Raw genomic sequence first — 15037 nt, 5'->3', positions numbered from 1 at the left:
GGTCGCTCATGAGCGAAATCACCCCTGAAGTTGTCGAACAACACGGCCTCTCACCCGAGGAATACGAGCGCGTGCTGGCAGGTCTTGGCCGCGAGCCTAACCTGGTTGAGCTTGGCATTTTCTCGGTCATGTGGTCCGAGCATTGCTCCTACAAAAGCTCGCGCCTGCACCTGAAGAAGCTTCCGACCGAGGCGGATTGGGTGATTTGCGGCCCCGGCGAAAACGCTGGCGTGATCGATATTGGCGATGGTCAGGCTGCGATCTTCAAGATGGAGAGCCACAACCACCCCTCTTACATTGAGCCCTATCAGGGTGCAGCAACGGGTGTTGGCGGAATCTTGCGCGACGTCTTCACCATGGGCGCGCGGCCTGTGGCGAATATGAACGCGCTGCGTTTTGGCCGGCCTGACCACCCCAAGATGAAGCACCTTGTGCAAGGCGTGGTTGCTGGCATTGGCGGCTATGGCAATTGCGTGGGCGTGCCGACTGTGGGCGGAGAGACCAATTTCCACCCCGCTTACGATGGCAATATCCTTGTGAACGCCATGACGGTTGGCATCGCGGACGCTGACAAGATATTCTATTCGGCGGCAACCGGTGTCGGAAACCCGATTGTCTATGTCGGCTCTAAGACAGGCCGAGACGGCATCCACGGCGCTACCATGGCGTCTGCAGATTTCGAGGAAGACGCCGAGGCAAAACGCCCCACCGTGCAAGTGGGCGACCCGTTTACCGAGAAACTGCTGATCGAGGCATGCCTTGAGCTGATGGCGACCGACGCAATCGTTGCGATCCAGGATATGGGCGCGGCGGGCCTCACCTCTTCCAGCGTCGAAATGGCGACCAATGGCAAGGCGGGTATCCGTCTCGACATGAACAAGGTGCCGTGCCGCGAAGAGGGCATGAGCCCTTACGAAATGATGCTGTCAGAAAGCCAGGAGCGAATGCTCATGGTGCTCAAACCGGGCAAAGAAGAGATGGCAGCTGCGATCTTTGAGAAATGGGAATTGGATTTCGCGGTCATTGGCGAAGTGACCGATACGCGGCACATGGTTCTCGAATTCGATGGCGAGGTCGTTTGCGATATTCCTCTTGGGCCACTCGCAGCAGATGCGCCAGAGTACGACCGGCCTTATGTCTCGAAAGACGAATACACCGCATGGGCGGGTATCGCGCCGATGAAGGATGTGCCCGATACGGACAATCCGGGCGCTGATCTTTTGAAAATGCTCGCCTCTCCCAACCTCGCCTCGCGCGGCTGGATTACCGAGCAATATGACAGTCAGGTCATGGCCGACACGCTGCAAACCGGCGGCGATGCGAGCGTTGTGCGTGTGCACGGCACCGAAAAAGCGCTTGCGATGAGCACCGATTGCACGCCGCGCTATGTTTATGCCGACCCTTATGAAGGCGGCAAACAGGCGATTGCCGAAGCATACCGTAACATTTGCGCCGTGGGCGCGCGGCCATTGGCTGTGACCAATTGCCTGAACTTTGCGAACCCTCAGCGGCCCGAGATTATGAGCCAGTTTGTCCACGCTCTTGAAGGCATGGGCGATGCCTGCCGGGCGCTCGATTTCCCAATCGTCTCGGGCAATGTCAGCCTTTACAATGAGAGTAAGGCAACAGGCGGCGGTTCAGCGATCCTTCCAACACCAGCGATTGGCGGGGTCGGTATTCTCGAAGACGCCTCGAAAATGGTGACGCCAGCGTTCAAGGCCGAGGGCGATGCGATATACCTTATTGCGCCGGAGTTTTGGGCCAAGCCTGATCCCACCCGCTCGCATCTTGGCAAATCGCTTTGGCTCGATGTGGTCAAGGGCCGCGATGAGGGCCGCGCGCCACCCGTCAATCTGGCGCTTGAACTGGGCGCGGGGCAGATCGTACGCAAGCTGATTGATGCAAGGCTCCTCAACGCGGTGCATGATCTTTCCGATGGCGGCCTCGCAGTTGCTTTGGCCGAAATGGCCATGTCGGGCGGGATCGGTGCGCAAGTGTCGAGAAACGTTTCATATACCACTGCACAGTGGTGGTTTGGCGAAGATCAGGCCCGCTATGTCGTGACGGTCTCCCCTGCGAAAGCCGACGCCTTCAACGCCATGGTTGCCGAGGGCCCAGACATTGACGAGGCCGAAATGGTCGGCTTCACGCGCATCGGTACAGTTGGCGGCGATAGCCTTCTTGGTGTCTCTCTCGACGAGATGCGCGCGGCACATCAGAGCTTCTTCGCCGACTGGATGGGGTCGTAAAAGGGACCGGGGTGGAGCTTCTCCAACCGATCCTGCACTACGGTGGCCATTTCATCGTTCCGTTCCTTATCGCTTGGGCTATATGGCGGGGCGAATGGAAGCGGTTTGGCGCGGTGATGGTTGCGGCAAACATGATCGACATTGACCACCTTTGGGCGGTTCCGATTTTCGATCCGGGCCGCTGCTCGATTGGCTTTCACACATTCCACGGATGGGAAGCGGCGATTGTCTATTGCGCCCTGCTTTTCATCCCGCGTTGGTGGGCGCGAGCGTTTGGGGCGGGCGCTTTGTGGCACCTTGTCGTTGACGCGGGCGATTGTATGGCGATGACTGGCACCTTCTTATGAGCGAAAAAGCCGCGCCTTCCCCTGACCAACACAGCCCACAAGCATCCACATCGACGCTATTTATCGTTGCGCTCATTGTCTTCATCGACATGCTTGGCATCGGGCTTATCATCCCTGTGCTCCCCGGATTGCTCGAAGAAGTCACAGGGCTTGGCCTTGATGAAACCGCGCGGATCGGCGGATGGCTCCTGTTTGCCTATGCGATGATGCAATTCGTGTTTGCGCCTATTATTGGCGGGCTTTCGGACCGCTTCGGACGCAGACCGGTGCTGCTCGCCACCCTGTTCATGCTGGGGATTGACTACGCCATCATGGCCTGGGCACCTACGCTATTCTGGCTGTTCGTCGGGCGCATCCTGTCGGGGATCATGGGGGCAAGTTGGGCCGCCGCCAATTCCTGTATCGCTGACGTTGCCGGGCCTGAAACGCGCGGCAAATACTTTGGGATCATGGGAGCGGCTGGCGCTGCGGGCTTTGTAATCGGGCCAGGTGTTGGCGGATTGCTGGGCACGGTGGATGTGCGCTTGCCCTTTGTCGCTGCGGCAGTAATCGCAGTTTGTGGGGCGGTGGCTGGCTATTGGCTCCTCAAAGAAACCTTGCCCAAAGAACGCCGCCGCGCATTCAGCGTCGCCCGCGCAAACCCGCTTGGAACGCTCATCCAGATGGCGCGCGTGCCGGCGGTTGTCGGCTTTCTTGCGGTGATCTTCTTCTCGCAATTGGGCGCGCAATCGCACCAGACGGTTTGGGCCTATCATACCGAATTGCTGTTCGACTGGAACGAGCTCCAGATCGGGCTAAGCGTGGCTCTCTTCGGCGTCATGCTGGTCGTCGTGCAAGGAGGCGTCACTGGCAAAGTGATCGAACGCATTGGCCCTGCGCGCACCATTTTGTTGGGCTTTGCTTTGTCGCTTCCCGCCAACCTCTTCTTCGCCTTCGCACCGGCTGGCTATTTCATGATCATCGGTATTGTCATCGGGGCCATTGGCGGCATGACTTTCCCCGCGATGCAGCAAATGATGAGCGCGCAGATTTCAGAGGACGCGCAAGGCGAATTGCAGGGAGCCATCGCCAGCACGATGAGCATCACCGCGATCATCGGCCCTCTCATTATGACCAATGCCTTCAGCAGTTTTGCCGATGATGAAGGACTGTTTTTCCCGGGCGCACCCTATTTCATCGCGTTCCTTTGCGGGGCAACTGCAATGACGATAGCCTTCTGGAATATAAGACGTAGCCGGCAAGAAAGCGAAGCTCAGGCCGCCTGAATTTGTGCGTCTTCGTCTGCGGTCAGGCCAAGCTCTTCTTTTGAAAACCCTTCGCTGTGCAGGGTATCGAGGCACTCGCGATAAATCACCGGCTTGCCAATGCCGAGCCGTTTGCGCGCTTCGTCAATGTCTTCGCGCATCAATGCCGCGATGTCCTGATGCGCAATCTTTGCAGCGGCTTTGCCCAGACGCTGACCCTCGCGCACAGCGCTGTAAAGCGGGGCCTTGGTCCCGGTCACTTTCTTGATCTGACGCGCGCCAGCATAGGCGATGAAGAACACGCCATTGTTGTGGTTTTGTGAATAACTAAAGCCAAGCAACGACGCCTCGCCCAGTGCATCACGGCCATAGCCGGTAAGGACATGGAAAAGGTCATGCGTGTCGCGCAAACGGTCAAAATACCATTGCGTCTGATCTTGGGGGAGCGCCTCGGGCGGTGCCCATTTGTGGCTTTCGTCGACCAGACCTTGCGCGCTTAACCCTTCGCGTTTCATGAAAGCGATGTAGTTTTTGGCGACACTGTTTTGTGGCAGGTCAGCCCAGTTTTCGTGGGCATCAAGCATGGCAGGAATATTCACGCGGTCACGAAGGAAGCGTTGCCCCTCGTCCGATTTGATGAAGTCCCAAGCCTGGCGGTGGGCTTTTTTGCCTTTGGTGGCTTCGATGATGTGAAAGACCTGCTCTGTGTCTTCCTTGTCTTCGATCAGCTTGCCGAAATGGTGGAGCACTTTGAACGGGTGGAAGCCCGACACCACACGGTCCGGCGCGACCAAGGGCAGATCCAACACAGCCATTTCGTTCCTCCTCTTGCGTAATAATACTTACAGTTGTGTCAGTTAAAAGTCCACTAGCCTTCGTTCGCGAAACTAACGATAGAGGGACCTATGCGTGATCACGAAACCGTCCCCTATTCGCTTGAAAACCTGCCCGATGAAGAAAGCATCGCGCGCGCCCGTTCGTTGCGTGACCGTCTGAAACAGCGTCGCACCTGTCGATATTTTTCAGATGAGCCTGTCCCGCGCGAGGCCATAGAGGCCGCAATTGAAGCTGCTGGTACTGCGCCCAATGGGGCAAACCATCAGCCGTGGCATTTTGCGGTTATCTCATCGCCGGAGAAAAAGCGCGCGATCCGGGAGGCCGCCGAAGCAGAGGAGCGGCGCTTTTACGGCGCGGACGGGGACAATCCCAAAGCGAGCGAGGAATGGCTTGGCGCGCTCAAAGACCTTGGCACCGATGATGAAAAGCCGTTTCTGGAAACAGCGCCTTACCTCATCGTCGTTTTTGCGCAGCGCAAAGGCGGGATTGAAGAAGATGGCAAGACACAGAATTACTACGTCAATGAAAGCGTCGGGATTGCCTGCGGGATGCTGATCGCGACCTTGCACGAAGCTGGCCTCGCCACTCTCACGCACACGCCCTCCCCCATGGGATTTCTTCGCGAGGCATGTGAGCGTCCGGAATGGGAAAAACCGCTGATGATTGTTGTAGTCGGTAAGCCAAGCGACGATGCCACTGTGCCCACCCATGCGCTCAAGAAGAAGCCGCTAAGCCAGATCGCAAGCTGGCTTTAAGCCGAGGCGAGCTCTTTTGGCGTATTCTCGCTTGCCAGCAGATTGTAAGGATCGATGCCCTCCTCTGCCCATATCCGGTGGCATTCGCGATATTGGGTTGGCTCAGGGATATTGAGCGCCTTGCGCACTTCGTCGACCGGTTGCTTCAAAAGTTCACGGATCGATTGAGCAATCATAGGCGGCGCGCCGCGGCCGGTTGCCTTGGCCTCGCGCACAGCGCCCATTACGGGTGCCTTTGAGCCCCAAACCATTTTCTTGATATTGGCAGAGCCCGCATAGCCGATCAGCAAGTGCCCTTGGGTGGGCGATTGACCATGGGTGAAGAGCAGCACGCACTGCTCCCCCAGCGCATCGCGGCCATATCCCGTGAGCACGTGGAAGAGATCATGTGTATCGCGCGAACGGTCACCGAACCATTGCACAAGGTCGTCGTACTTCGGGCGGCCCAATCGGTCGCTCTCGGCTACAAGGCCAGCAGCGGTCAGCCCTTCGGTCTCCATAAAGTCGCAATACGCATGCGCCAGACTGCCCTTTGGCGTTTTGCGAAGCGCAGCGTGATCGTCGAGGATCTCCGGAAGGTTTGGCTCGGTCCGGCGAAGATACTCTCCATGCTCTGAAAGCGTGAGCTCCTTCACACGAGGCATAAAGTTTTTCGACGGAAGCGATTCGTAAATTTTGAAGACGAGGCTTGTGTCTTCCTTGTCCTTCATCAGCAGGCGAAAGTTCTTGATCGCACGCGGCAAGGAGTAGCGCGGCTCAGGACGATCCGGGTGGCGAAGCACAGTTCCATCGGCGGCGAAGGTTTGAGAATAGGCTGTGGTCATCGTGGGCTACTCTTGACTGGTGCGAACTCAAGGAAGCTCTAAAGCTCGTTACTTACATAAGTGTCAATAACGACATAGGTTCCCTTTTGCAACCCTATTATCCGACCCAACCGCAAACGGTAAACGGTTTATCCCTTCACCCATTCGTTTTCGGAGACCCCAAGTAGCGACAGAACCGTCGTCAGATCGCCGTGGTCAATGCGCCCGTCTGCGGCATCACGCGCTTTGGGTTTGGCATAATATGCAAAACCATAAGTCGCCGCTTCGATCATCGGGATGTCATTTGCACCATCGCCAATGCTCACTGAAATCGCTTGAGGGTGGATCTCGGCAACCTCGCGTTCCAACACGGCTTTCTTGGTGGTGCTATCTACGATTGGTCCGTCAAGCTTTCCGGTGAGCTTTCCTTCGGCCACTTCCAAACGGTTGCCAACAACGAGATCAAAGCCCAGCTCTTTGCCGACGTGGTCTGCGAAATGGTGAAACCCACCTGTCACAAGGATCGTTTTGCACCCCTTTGCCTTCAATGTCTGGACGAGCATCCGTGCTCCCGGGTTCGCTTCGATCCTTTCATCGAGGCACTGCGTGATCGCTTCCTCTGGAAGTCCTTTCAGAAGAGCCACACGCTCTCTCAGCGCATTTTCAAAATCAAGCTCCCCTTGCATCGCGCGCTCGGTGATGTCGGCAACTTGCTCTTTGAGCCCGGCGTAATCGGCCAGTTCATCAATGCACTCTTGCCCAATCATGGTGGAGTCCATGTCTGACACAAACACATGGGGAAAGCGGATCAACTCAGGCGCAAAAAGCACGTCTGCCGGACCAAAATGGATATTCATTGCATTGGTGACAAATCCCTTGTCCTCAGCTGCAAAATGCAATTCCAACACAGACTGCGCGATTGGCAATTGCACCGCGGAATGAAGTTCCCACCCTGTAGGCCGCGTCGCATTCATGGGAGACGGCGCGTAAAACCTCCGGCGAAGGCTCGCCAACTGTGTTTCCCAATCCGGATTGTCTGCTATCAGACGCGCAATGAGCACGAAAAAATCTCCTACAGAAAACGCCCAAATGGACGTGAGAGGCGCGCGGCCGGTCTGGCTCATTGCAGGACCAACCGCGAGCGGCAAGAGCGCATCTGCGCTTCAACTGGCAAAAGCCCTGTCTGACAAAGGGCAGACCGGCGTGATTATAAACGCTGACAGCATGCAGGTTTATGCTGACATTCCGGTGCTGTCGGCTGCGCCCACCAAGATCGACCTCAAACATTGCGAGCATAGGCTTTATGGCGCCTGGGACGGGGCACAGCCTTGTTCGGCGGCCGATTGGGCGGCGCGGGCCAAGGCGGAAATCGAAGAAGCCCATGCGGCGGGCAAAACCCCGATCCTTGTCGGTGGCACAGGCATGTACCTCAAGGTCCTGATCGAAGGCATCGCCCCCATCCCCGAGATCGACCCTGAAGTTCGCGAGCAAGTCCGCAGCCTGGAAACCGCAGACGCCTATGCGGCCTTGCAGATCGAGGACCCTCTTCGTGCAGATGTGCTGGAACCGGGCGACAGCCAGAGGATAGCGCGTGCGCTCGAGGTGAAACGCTCCACCGGCGTGACTTTGGCCGATTGGCAGCAGGCGAAATCGGGCGGTATTGGCGAAGAGGTCACCTTGCACCCGATTGTTCTTATGCCGGAACGCCAGTGGGTTTACGATCGCTGTGACGAACGGTTTGCCAAAATGCTGGAAGACGGGGCCATTGAAGAGGTTGAGGCATTGCTTGCGCGCGGGCTCTCCCCTGACCTTCCTGTCATGCGCGCCATTGGCGTCCCCGAGATTGCTGCCCTGATTGGTGGAAAGATGACCCGCGAAGAGGCCATTGCCGCAGGCGGCCAATCAACCCGGCAATATGCAAAGCGCCAATTCACCTGGCTGCGCAACCAATGTCCACCGGAATGGCCACGCATCACACCTGAGGATGTTGCTTCAAAGCTTCCTTGAGTGTAATTTAATTTCACATTTATTTGTTGACTTATTATATTGTGAAGGTTAGCGGGCTTGCAGGACGGCCAAGCTATTGCTTGGCTCCTCGGCTCTAAGTCGCTATAGACATCTCGGTTACGAGCAGGGTTCTTTGGCGGCGTGACTGGAAGCAAACTATAGGTTTTGATCATCATGGTACTTGTCATTCTTGTGGGAAAAACGGGCTGATCGGGATCTATGATAGATGACCTGACCGGCCCGATGCGACAACGCAGCGGGCCTTTTTTTATGGGTCATCGTTATTTGGGAGTGAATACACGTGGGACAGCGCTCTGGAGCGGCCCTTTTGATGGAATGCCTGATCGAACAGGGGGTCGAATATGTCTTCGGCTACCCCGGCGGCGCGGTGCTTCCCATCTATGACGAGCTTTTCGGCGATGCCAAAGGACCCGGGCGCATTCGCCACATCCTAGTGCGCCACGAAGCAGGCGCGGCACACGCAGCAGAAGGATACGCGCGCGCCACCGGCAAGCCCGGCGTTGTTCTGGTGACATCTGGCCCGGGCGCGACCAATGCGGTGACCGGCATTGCCGATGCATGGATGGATTCGATCCCCATGGTTGTTATCACAGGGCAAGTCCCCTCCGGCCTCATCGGCACCGACGCATTCCAGGAAGCGGACACCGTTGGCATCACCCGCCACTGTACCAAGCATAATTACCTCGTGAAGGACCCAGCGGAACTCGTCGCGACCCTCGAAGAAGCGTTTCGTATTGCCACCACGGGCCGTCCGGGCCCGGTTGTGGTCGATATTCCCAAGGACGTGCAAATCGCCGTCCCATCGGAGAGCCGCGGCCATGTCGCGCACCATGGATCGCACCGTTATTCGCCTCAGATGGTCGCCCCTGCCGAGCAGATCATCGAAGCCATCGAGCTCATCTCGCAGGCCCAAGCGCCAATCTTTTACACCGGCGGCGGCGTCATCAATTCAGGGCCGCGCGCGACAGAATTGCTGCGCCAGTTTCAGGACCTCACAGGCGCTCCAACCACCTCGACGCTAATGGGTCTTGGATGCTTTCCCAACACCCACCCCGATTGGCTGGGGATGCTGGGAATGCACGGCACCTATGAAGCCAATATGGCGATGAACAAGGCCGATGTGATGGTCTGTATCGGTGCCCGCTTTGATGACCGTGTAACCGGCCGCCTCGATGCGTTCAGCCCTGACTCCAAAAAGATCCACATTGATATCGACCGCAGCTCGATCAACAAAACGGTGCCTGTTGACCTCGGCATTGTTGGTGACTGCGCGAGCGTATTGGAACAACTGATCGCGGCATGGGGCGACCGGAAGCCGCAGGACCTTGGCGAATGGAAAGCGCGCATTGCCGGTTGGCGCGCGCGTGAGTGTCTCGCTTATCCCGAAGTATCCAAGGCTGATCCAAAAGCGATCATGCCGCAGAAGGCAATCGAGCGGCTCTATGCCCTAACCCACGAGCGCTCTCCCATTATCACCACCGAAGTTGGCCAGCACCAGATGTGGGCAGCGCAATATTTCGGGTTTGATAAGCCCAACAAATGGCTGACCTCTGGCGGGCTTGGCACAATGGGCTATGGCCTTCCCGCAGCGATTGGCGCGCAATTGGGCAATCCCGATGCGCTGGTCATTGATGTGGCTGGTGAAGCCAGCATTCAGATGAATATTCAGGAGCTTGGAACCGCTTCTCAATACCGCCTCCCGGTCAAGATTTTCATCTTGAACAATGAATATATGGGCATGGTTCGCCAGTGGCAGGAACTGACCTATGAGAGCCGCTATTCCAATTCCTATTCCGACAGCCTGCCCGATTTTGTCGCTCTGGGCGAAGCCTATGGCTGGAAAGGCATTCGCATCACCGACAAAGACGAGCTTGATGCTGGCATTCAGGCCATGCTCGACCACGACGGTCCAGTGATTGTCGATTGCTGCGTTGCGAAGGATGCCAACTGCTTCCCGATGATCCCGTCGGGCGCTGCGCACACTGAGATGCTGCTCTACGGCGACACGCACGAGGGCACGATGGACGATGAAGCGAAAGCGCTGGTCTAATGAAAATCAAAAACGCCCAAAGCGAGCGCCATGTTCTGACCATCACGGTCGACAATGAGCCCGGCATTCTCGCCAAAATCACCGGCCTGTTCACCGCGCGTGGCTACAATATCGACAGCCTGACAGTGGCCGATATCTCCGACGATCACGCAATCAGCCGGATCACGGTTGTCACCAACGGGCCGCCCGAAGTGATCGACCAGATCGAAGCGCAATTGGAGCGGCTTGTCCCGGTCCACAAGGTGACCGACCTCACCGCAGCTGGCCCGCATGTCGAGCGCGAGCTTGCCCTCATCAAGGTCGCTGGGAAAGGCGAAGCGCGGGTCGAGGCGTTGCGCATTGCTGACGTTTTTCGTGCCAATGTGGTCGACACCACGACCGAGAGCTTCGTTTTCGAACTCACCGGCGCGCCCGACAAAATTGACAGCTTCATCGTTCTAATGCGCGGACTTGGCCTCGTAACCGTAGGCCGCTCCGGCGTTGTCGGCATGATGCGCGGCAACCACGGCTCTTAAATCATTCTAATTCTTACCGATAATACGAATCACAAAGGGAACACCCATGAAAGTCTATTACGACGCCGATGCTGATCTCGGCCTTGTTAAGTCCAAGAAGATCGCCGTGCTCGGCTATGGCAGCCAAGGCCATGCCCACGCGCAAAATCTGCGCGATAGCGGCGTTGGCGAGGTCGCGATTGCGCTGCGCGAGGGGTCTGCCACCGCGAAGAAGGCAGAAGACGCTGGCTTTAAGGTGCTCTCCAACAAGGAAGCCGCCGAATGGGCCGACATCCTGATGATCCTCGCCCCCGATGAGCATCAAGCCGCAATCTATGCCGATGACATTCATGGGCGGATGAAGCCGGGCTCAGCCCTCGCCTTTGCGCACGGCCTCAACATCCACTTTGGCCTGATCGAAGCACAGGACGACATCGACGTCATCATGATCGCGCCCAAGGGTCCCGGCCACACCGTGCGCAGCGAATACCAACGCGGCGGCGGCGTGCCTTGCCTTATCGCCATCCACCAGGATGCGAGCGGCGCTGCCAAAGACGTCGCCCTCGCCTATGCATCAGGCGTTGGCGGAGGCCGTTCGGGCATTATCGAGACCAATTTCCGCGAAGAGTGCGAAACCGATCTCTTCGGTGAGCAAGCGGTTCTGTGCGGCGGGATCACCCACCTCATTCAAGCCGGTTTTGAGACGTTGACCGAAGCGGGTTACGCGCCTGAGATGGCCTATTTTGAATGCCTTCACGAGACCAAGCTGATCGTTGACCTCCTTTATGAAGGCGGCATCGCCAACATGCGCTATTCGATTTCGAACACGGCGGAATATGGCGACATCACCACAGGGCCGCGCATCATTACCGAGGAAACCAAGAAGGAAATGAAGCGCGTTCTCGACGACATTCAATCGGGCCGTTTCGTCAAAGACTTCGTTCTCGACAACCGCGCTGGCCAACCAGAGCTGAAAGCGGCTCGTAAACGTGCCGAAGCGCACCCGATTGAAAAAACCGGCGCAGAGCTTCGTGCAATGATGCCGTGGATCAGCGCTAACAAGCTGGTCGACAAAGCGAAAAACTAGGGCCAAAGCGGGTGGTGTGATGTCCGATCCACGCACCACTCGTACCCTCTATGCACTTTGCGCCATCGCCTTCGTGGTGATCATTGCGCGCGCCTATATGAACGTAAAAGGGCCAGAGGCGCTGCAACCGGTTGTCCCGCAATCAGAGGTGCAAGCCTTTGCAAAAGAGCAGTTAAACGCGCTGCAAGAGCAGAGCTTTTCTGAAAATATCGAGCTTTGCGGGATCATTTTCGAGACCAGCGAAGGCGAGCTTGGCGCATCGCGCAAGACCGGCGGCGATGAAGCGACATGCGATCTGTCGTATTTTGATGAGCCCGGTATGGTGCCCATCGCCAGCTTTCACACCCACGGCCGCTTTAGCCAGAATTACGACGGCGAAGTCCCGTCAATTACCGACATGCAGAGCGATATTGCCAGCGGCCTTGATGGTTATATTTCAACGCCGGGGGGACGGCTTTGGCATATCGATCATGAAAGCGAGGTCGCCAATCTTGTGTGCGGCCCCAATTGCTTGATCCAGGACGCGCGGTATCAACCTTGCGCGAATGATGTGATCCCTGACCGCTATTCTCTTTCAGAGCTGGCCGCGCGGTTTAACGGGTCCTCCCCCAACTGCTGAACGGTTTGAATTTGTGAAAGAGTGTGGCCGGAAGAAGCTAGGAGGAGTGTCCTCCCGACCACACTCACGCATGCGCCCGTCAGGCAGCAGGCGCACAACTAGAAGCAGCGCAGGCCGAAGCAGCACAAGCAGAGGCGGCGCAGGCTGAAGCTTCACAGGCAGACGCGGCACATGCCGAAGCATCACAGGCTGAGGCGGCACACGCCGATGCTGCGCATGCATTTGCCTGACATGCCGCAGCTGCGCACGCAGCCGCTGCACAGGCCGCTTTGCGTTCGGCTTTCGCCTGACGCCGTGCCTCGCGGTTGGCGCGGCGTTCCGAGTAGCTGCCGTTTGAGGCCGAGCTACTGCTCGAAAAGCCACTTGGGCCGCAAGGCACATCAGCCATCGCCGGAGCGCCTGCAGTCGCCGCGGCAAGGCCGCCTGCAACCATCAACATTTTTGCAAAGCTAGTATTCTTGGTCATGGGGTATTCCTCTCAAATCGTCACGTAGTAGGGGGTGTGGGCGGCTGCTCCTGCACAGGGTACGCAGGAAGGGTAAGCGCGCAGCCGCCGCACAATGGGGTGGGCAAAAGATCAGCAGATCAATCGCCGAACTTTTTGCCGTCTGGGATCTTCGTCCAGGCCGGATCAGACTTCGAAATGAAACCGTCGATGTCGCCAAGCCATGTACTTTGAACATCACGGTTGAAGTTCAGATAGAGCTTGCCATCGTGAATTTTATAAAGCGTGGGGTCGCCCGGTGCGAGGGAGCCGCGGCTCATCGCCCATGCACAGTGCCCGCCATATTGCGGAGCATAAGCGTCGGGGTTCGCCTTGAATGTGTCCGCATTCGCCTGGCTTGAAAAGTGGAAGACAGCGCCATCGTGCTTCACTTTGAAGTTTGCGCTGCCAAGGACGGGTTTGCCGTTGCCTTGGAAATAGCTGACCGTGTCATAGCCGCTGACAGCGACATTGCTGCCTTCAACGCCGACGAATACACCGCCGTCAGCCATTGCGGGTGCGCTCACTGCTACGGGGGCGGCAAGAGCGGCAGCTGCTGCTGCAATAAAGTACCTGAGTTTCATGTGTAATCTCCTTTTGGTCCGCTTCAGGGGAAATGCGTCGTGCGGCGACTGCAAGAGCTGATCAGGCAAGGGGGGATAGGGGAGCGCCGGTATATGGGGGGACCCGGCGAGAACCTGATAAGCGCCTTGCAGCCGCGCACATCTGTTGTTTCGCCGGGATCGCGCAAAAGGTGACAGTGTTGCGCAAAAAAATGTTCGGCTTGGCGATTTCACCCTTCGAATTGGTTCGCAGAAGAGCGGCTCGACACGGGCGCAACAATCGGTCAGAGGCAATCGGGAGATTGAGAGCGAGGGCTATGCGTCTTACCGACTGTCACAATATCGACGACTTCAGAAAGCTCGCGCGGGCGCGGCTGCCCTTCCCCGTTTTCGATTATATCGACGGGGCGGCGGATGATGAGCTGACCAAAGCGCGCAACACCGACAGTTACGCGCGGGTCGACCTTGTGCCGGATGTCCTGGCCGGGGTGGAGACGATTGACACCTCTTGCACAATCCTTGGCCGCAAAAGCGCCCTGCCCCTGATCCTGTCACCCACAGCCGTTCAACGCGCCTTTCATTGGCAAGGCGAGACAGCGGTTGCCAAGGCGGCTGAAAAATTCGGTCTGTGGTTCGGGATTTCCAGCCTTGCGACACGTTCCATCGAAGAGATTGCAGCGCTTACCCATGGCCCGAAGATGTTCCAGCTCTACGTCCACAAGGACAAAGGGCTAAACACCCATATGATCGAACGCTGTCAGGCGGCCAAGTTCGATGCGCTTGCTCTGACGGTGGACACAATTGTATCGGGCAAACGTGAGCGGTGTTTGCGCAGCGGCTTTACCACCCCGCCCCGTTTCACCCCGGCAAGCATTTGGAGCTATGCGACACGTCCGCGATGGACGCTCGATTACCTTTTCCGCGAGAAATTCCGCCTGCCCAATCTCGATACGCATGTGAGCGAAGGGTCGAGCGAGGCGGTGAGCATTGCGGAATACTTCAACACCATGCTCGACACCTCGATGGATTGGAGCACCGCTGCAAGCATTCGCGAGCAATGGGGCGGTACTTTTGTCCTCAAGGGCGTGATGAGCGCAGGCGATGCACGGCGCGCGGTTGAGATCGGCGCGGATGCGATCATGATCTCGAACCACGGCGGGCGGCAGTTGGACGGGAGCCGCGCGCCTTTTGATCAACTGCCAGAGATTGTCGATGAAGTCGGCGGCGAGATAGAAATAATCTGCGACGGAGGCGTCAGGCGCGGGACCCATGCCCTTAAAGCACTTTGCACCGGAGCAACGGCCGCATCGGGTGGTCGGCTATATCTCTATGCGCTCGCCGCTGCGGGACAAGAGGGGGTTGAGCGCGCTCTTGATATCCTCAAAGACGAGATCGAGCGCGGAATGCGCCTTATGGGGGTCACAAATGTGGACCAACTAACAAGAGAACGGCTAAGAACGCGCAACAATTGAGCACC

15 protein-coding genes are annotated in these 15037 nt (G+C 57.6%); 10 read left to right on the top strand and 5 right to left on the bottom strand.

Features of this window, described 5'->3' with window-relative positions:
* The first annotated feature begins 8 nt into the window (after window positions 1-8).
* From purL to AC0V6Q_RS03720, 3 genes are read left to right on the top strand one after another with little or no spacing between them, the layout of a single operon-like run.
* A complete protein-coding gene (gene purL / locus AC0V6Q_RS03730) occupies window positions 9-2249 on the top strand; it encodes a phosphoribosylformylglycinamidine synthase subunit PurL (RefSeq protein WP_486167074.1) in 2241 nt (746 codons plus the stop codon).
* An 11-nt stretch (window positions 2250-2260) separates the two neighbouring features.
* Window positions 2261-2596, top strand: a complete 336-nt coding sequence (locus AC0V6Q_RS03725) for a DUF6122 family protein (RefSeq protein ID WP_486167073.1) — start codon at window positions 2261-2263, stop codon at window positions 2594-2596.
* Entirely contained in the window at window positions 2593-3861 is a 1269-nt protein-coding gene (locus tag AC0V6Q_RS03720; RefSeq protein WP_486167072.1) for a TCR/Tet family MFS transporter, read from the top strand. The genes AC0V6Q_RS03725 and AC0V6Q_RS03720 overlap by 4 nt, the downstream gene beginning before the upstream one ends.
* On the opposite strand, the gene AC0V6Q_RS03715 is transcribed toward AC0V6Q_RS03720, so the two are convergent.
* Window positions 3849-4655, bottom strand: coding sequence for a Coq4 family protein (locus AC0V6Q_RS03715; RefSeq protein ID WP_486167071.1), 807 nt, complete (start codon window positions 4653-4655; stop codon window positions 3849-3851). The genes AC0V6Q_RS03720 and AC0V6Q_RS03715 overlap by 13 nt on opposite strands.
* A gap of 90 nt (window positions 4656-4745) precedes the next feature.
* Between AC0V6Q_RS03715 and AC0V6Q_RS03710 the strand changes: the two genes are divergently transcribed.
* A complete protein-coding gene (locus tag AC0V6Q_RS03710) occupies window positions 4746-5432 on the top strand; it encodes a nitroreductase family protein (RefSeq protein ID WP_486167070.1) in 687 nt (228 codons plus the stop codon).
* Here the strand turns inward: AC0V6Q_RS03710 and AC0V6Q_RS03705 are convergent.
* Both AC0V6Q_RS03705 and serB read right to left on the bottom strand, forming a co-directional pair.
* Window positions 5429-6256 (bottom strand): Coq4 family protein, encoded by an 828-nt coding sequence (locus tag AC0V6Q_RS03705; protein WP_486167069.1) that lies wholly within the window; start codon window positions 6254-6256, stop codon window positions 5429-5431. The two genes, AC0V6Q_RS03710 and AC0V6Q_RS03705, sit on opposite strands and share 4 nt — an antisense overlap.
* Before the next feature lie 128 nt (window positions 6257-6384).
* The gene (serB, locus tag AC0V6Q_RS03700; protein ID WP_486167068.1) at window positions 6385-7296 is read right to left on the bottom strand and encodes a phosphoserine phosphatase SerB; all 912 of its coding nucleotides are present in this window, start codon (window positions 7294-7296) and stop codon (window positions 6385-6387) included.
* On the opposite strand from serB, the gene miaA reads away from it, so the two are divergent.
* From miaA to AC0V6Q_RS03675, 5 genes are all read left to right on the top strand, one after another.
* Entirely contained in the window at window positions 7289-8242 is a 954-nt protein-coding gene (gene miaA / locus AC0V6Q_RS03695) for a tRNA (adenosine(37)-N6)-dimethylallyltransferase MiaA (protein WP_486167067.1), read from the top strand. The two genes, serB and miaA, sit on opposite strands and share 8 nt — an antisense overlap.
* A gap of 331 nt (window positions 8243-8573) precedes the next feature.
* A complete protein-coding gene (gene ilvB / locus AC0V6Q_RS03690; protein WP_486169244.1) occupies window positions 8574-10313 on the top strand; it encodes a biosynthetic-type acetolactate synthase large subunit in 1740 nt (579 codons plus the stop codon).
* Window positions 10313-10828, top strand: coding sequence for an acetolactate synthase small subunit (gene ilvN / locus AC0V6Q_RS03685; RefSeq protein WP_486167066.1), 516 nt, complete (start codon window positions 10313-10315; stop codon window positions 10826-10828). Before ilvB ends, ilvN begins: the two co-directional genes overlap by 1 nt.
* Before the next feature lie 46 nt (window positions 10829-10874).
* Window positions 10875-11894, top strand: a complete 1020-nt coding sequence (ilvC, locus tag AC0V6Q_RS03680; protein WP_486167065.1) for a ketol-acid reductoisomerase — start codon at window positions 10875-10877, stop codon at window positions 11892-11894.
* Between the two features lie 19 nt (window positions 11895-11913).
* Window positions 11914-12513: a DUF4329 domain-containing protein gene (locus AC0V6Q_RS03675; RefSeq protein WP_486167064.1), complete on the top strand. Its 600-nt coding sequence runs from the start codon at window positions 11914-11916 to the stop codon at window positions 12511-12513.
* Between the two features lie 79 nt (window positions 12514-12592).
* Here AC0V6Q_RS03675 and AC0V6Q_RS03670 read toward each other — a convergent pair whose 3' ends face one another.
* On the bottom strand, window positions 12593-12979 hold the full coding sequence (locus AC0V6Q_RS03670; protein WP_486167063.1) for a hypothetical protein: 387 nt from the start codon (window positions 12977-12979) through the stop codon (window positions 12593-12595).
* Between the two features lie 119 nt (window positions 12980-13098).
* On the bottom strand, window positions 13099-13581 hold the full coding sequence (locus tag AC0V6Q_RS03665) for a YHS domain-containing (seleno)protein (RefSeq protein ID WP_486167062.1): 483 nt from the start codon (window positions 13579-13581) through the stop codon (window positions 13099-13101).
* Window positions 13582-13877: 296 nt separating this feature from the next.
* Between AC0V6Q_RS03665 and AC0V6Q_RS03660 the strand changes: the two genes are divergently transcribed.
* Window positions 13878-15032 (top strand): alpha-hydroxy acid oxidase, encoded by a 1155-nt coding sequence (locus AC0V6Q_RS03660; protein ID WP_486167061.1) that lies wholly within the window; start codon window positions 13878-13880, stop codon window positions 15030-15032.
* The last annotated feature ends 5 nt before the right edge of the window (window positions 15033-15037 follow it).

The organism is Erythrobacter sp. S227, assembly GCF_057364925.1.
Note: the sequence above shows the minus strand (reverse complement) of the source record. Positions and strands in the feature narration are given on the sequence as shown.

Excerpts from the sequence above, each read along its gene's own strand:
- AC0V6Q_RS03715 (WP_486167071.1), bottom strand. The coding sequence starts at position 4,655 with ATGGCTGTGTTGGATCTGCCCTTGGTCGCGCCGGACCGTGTGGTGTCG.
- AC0V6Q_RS03720 (WP_486167072.1), top strand. The coding sequence starts at position 2,593 with ATGAGCGAAAAAGCCGCGCCTTCCCCTGACCAACACAGCCCACAAGCA.
- ilvC (WP_486167065.1), top strand. The coding sequence starts at position 10,875 with ATGAAAGTCTATTACGACGCCGATGCTGATCTCGGCCTTGTTAAGTCC.
- ilvN (WP_486167066.1), top strand. The coding sequence starts at position 10,313 with ATGAAAATCAAAAACGCCCAAAGCGAGCGCCATGTTCTGACCATCACG.
- AC0V6Q_RS03705 (WP_486167069.1), bottom strand. The coding sequence starts at position 6,256 with ATGACCACAGCCTATTCTCAAACCTTCGCCGCCGATGGAACTGTGCTT.
- purL (WP_486167074.1), top strand. The coding sequence starts at position 9 with ATGAGCGAAATCACCCCTGAAGTTGTCGAACAACACGGCCTCTCACCC.
- AC0V6Q_RS03710 (WP_486167070.1), top strand. The coding sequence starts at position 4,746 with ATGCGTGATCACGAAACCGTCCCCTATTCGCTTGAAAACCTGCCCGAT.
- AC0V6Q_RS03670 (WP_486167063.1), bottom strand. The coding sequence starts at position 12,979 with ATGACCAAGAATACTAGCTTTGCAAAAATGTTGATGGTTGCAGGCGGC.
- miaA (WP_486167067.1), top strand. The coding sequence starts at position 7,289 with ATGAGCACGAAAAAATCTCCTACAGAAAACGCCCAAATGGACGTGAGA.
- AC0V6Q_RS03665 (WP_486167062.1), bottom strand. The coding sequence starts at position 13,581 with ATGAAACTCAGGTACTTTATTGCAGCAGCAGCTGCCGCTCTTGCCGCC.
- ilvB (WP_486169244.1), top strand. The coding sequence starts at position 8,574 with ATGGAATGCCTGATCGAACAGGGGGTCGAATATGTCTTCGGCTACCCC.
- AC0V6Q_RS03675 (WP_486167064.1), top strand. The coding sequence starts at position 11,914 with ATGTCCGATCCACGCACCACTCGTACCCTCTATGCACTTTGCGCCATC.
- AC0V6Q_RS03660 (WP_486167061.1), top strand. The coding sequence starts at position 13,878 with ATGCGTCTTACCGACTGTCACAATATCGACGACTTCAGAAAGCTCGCG.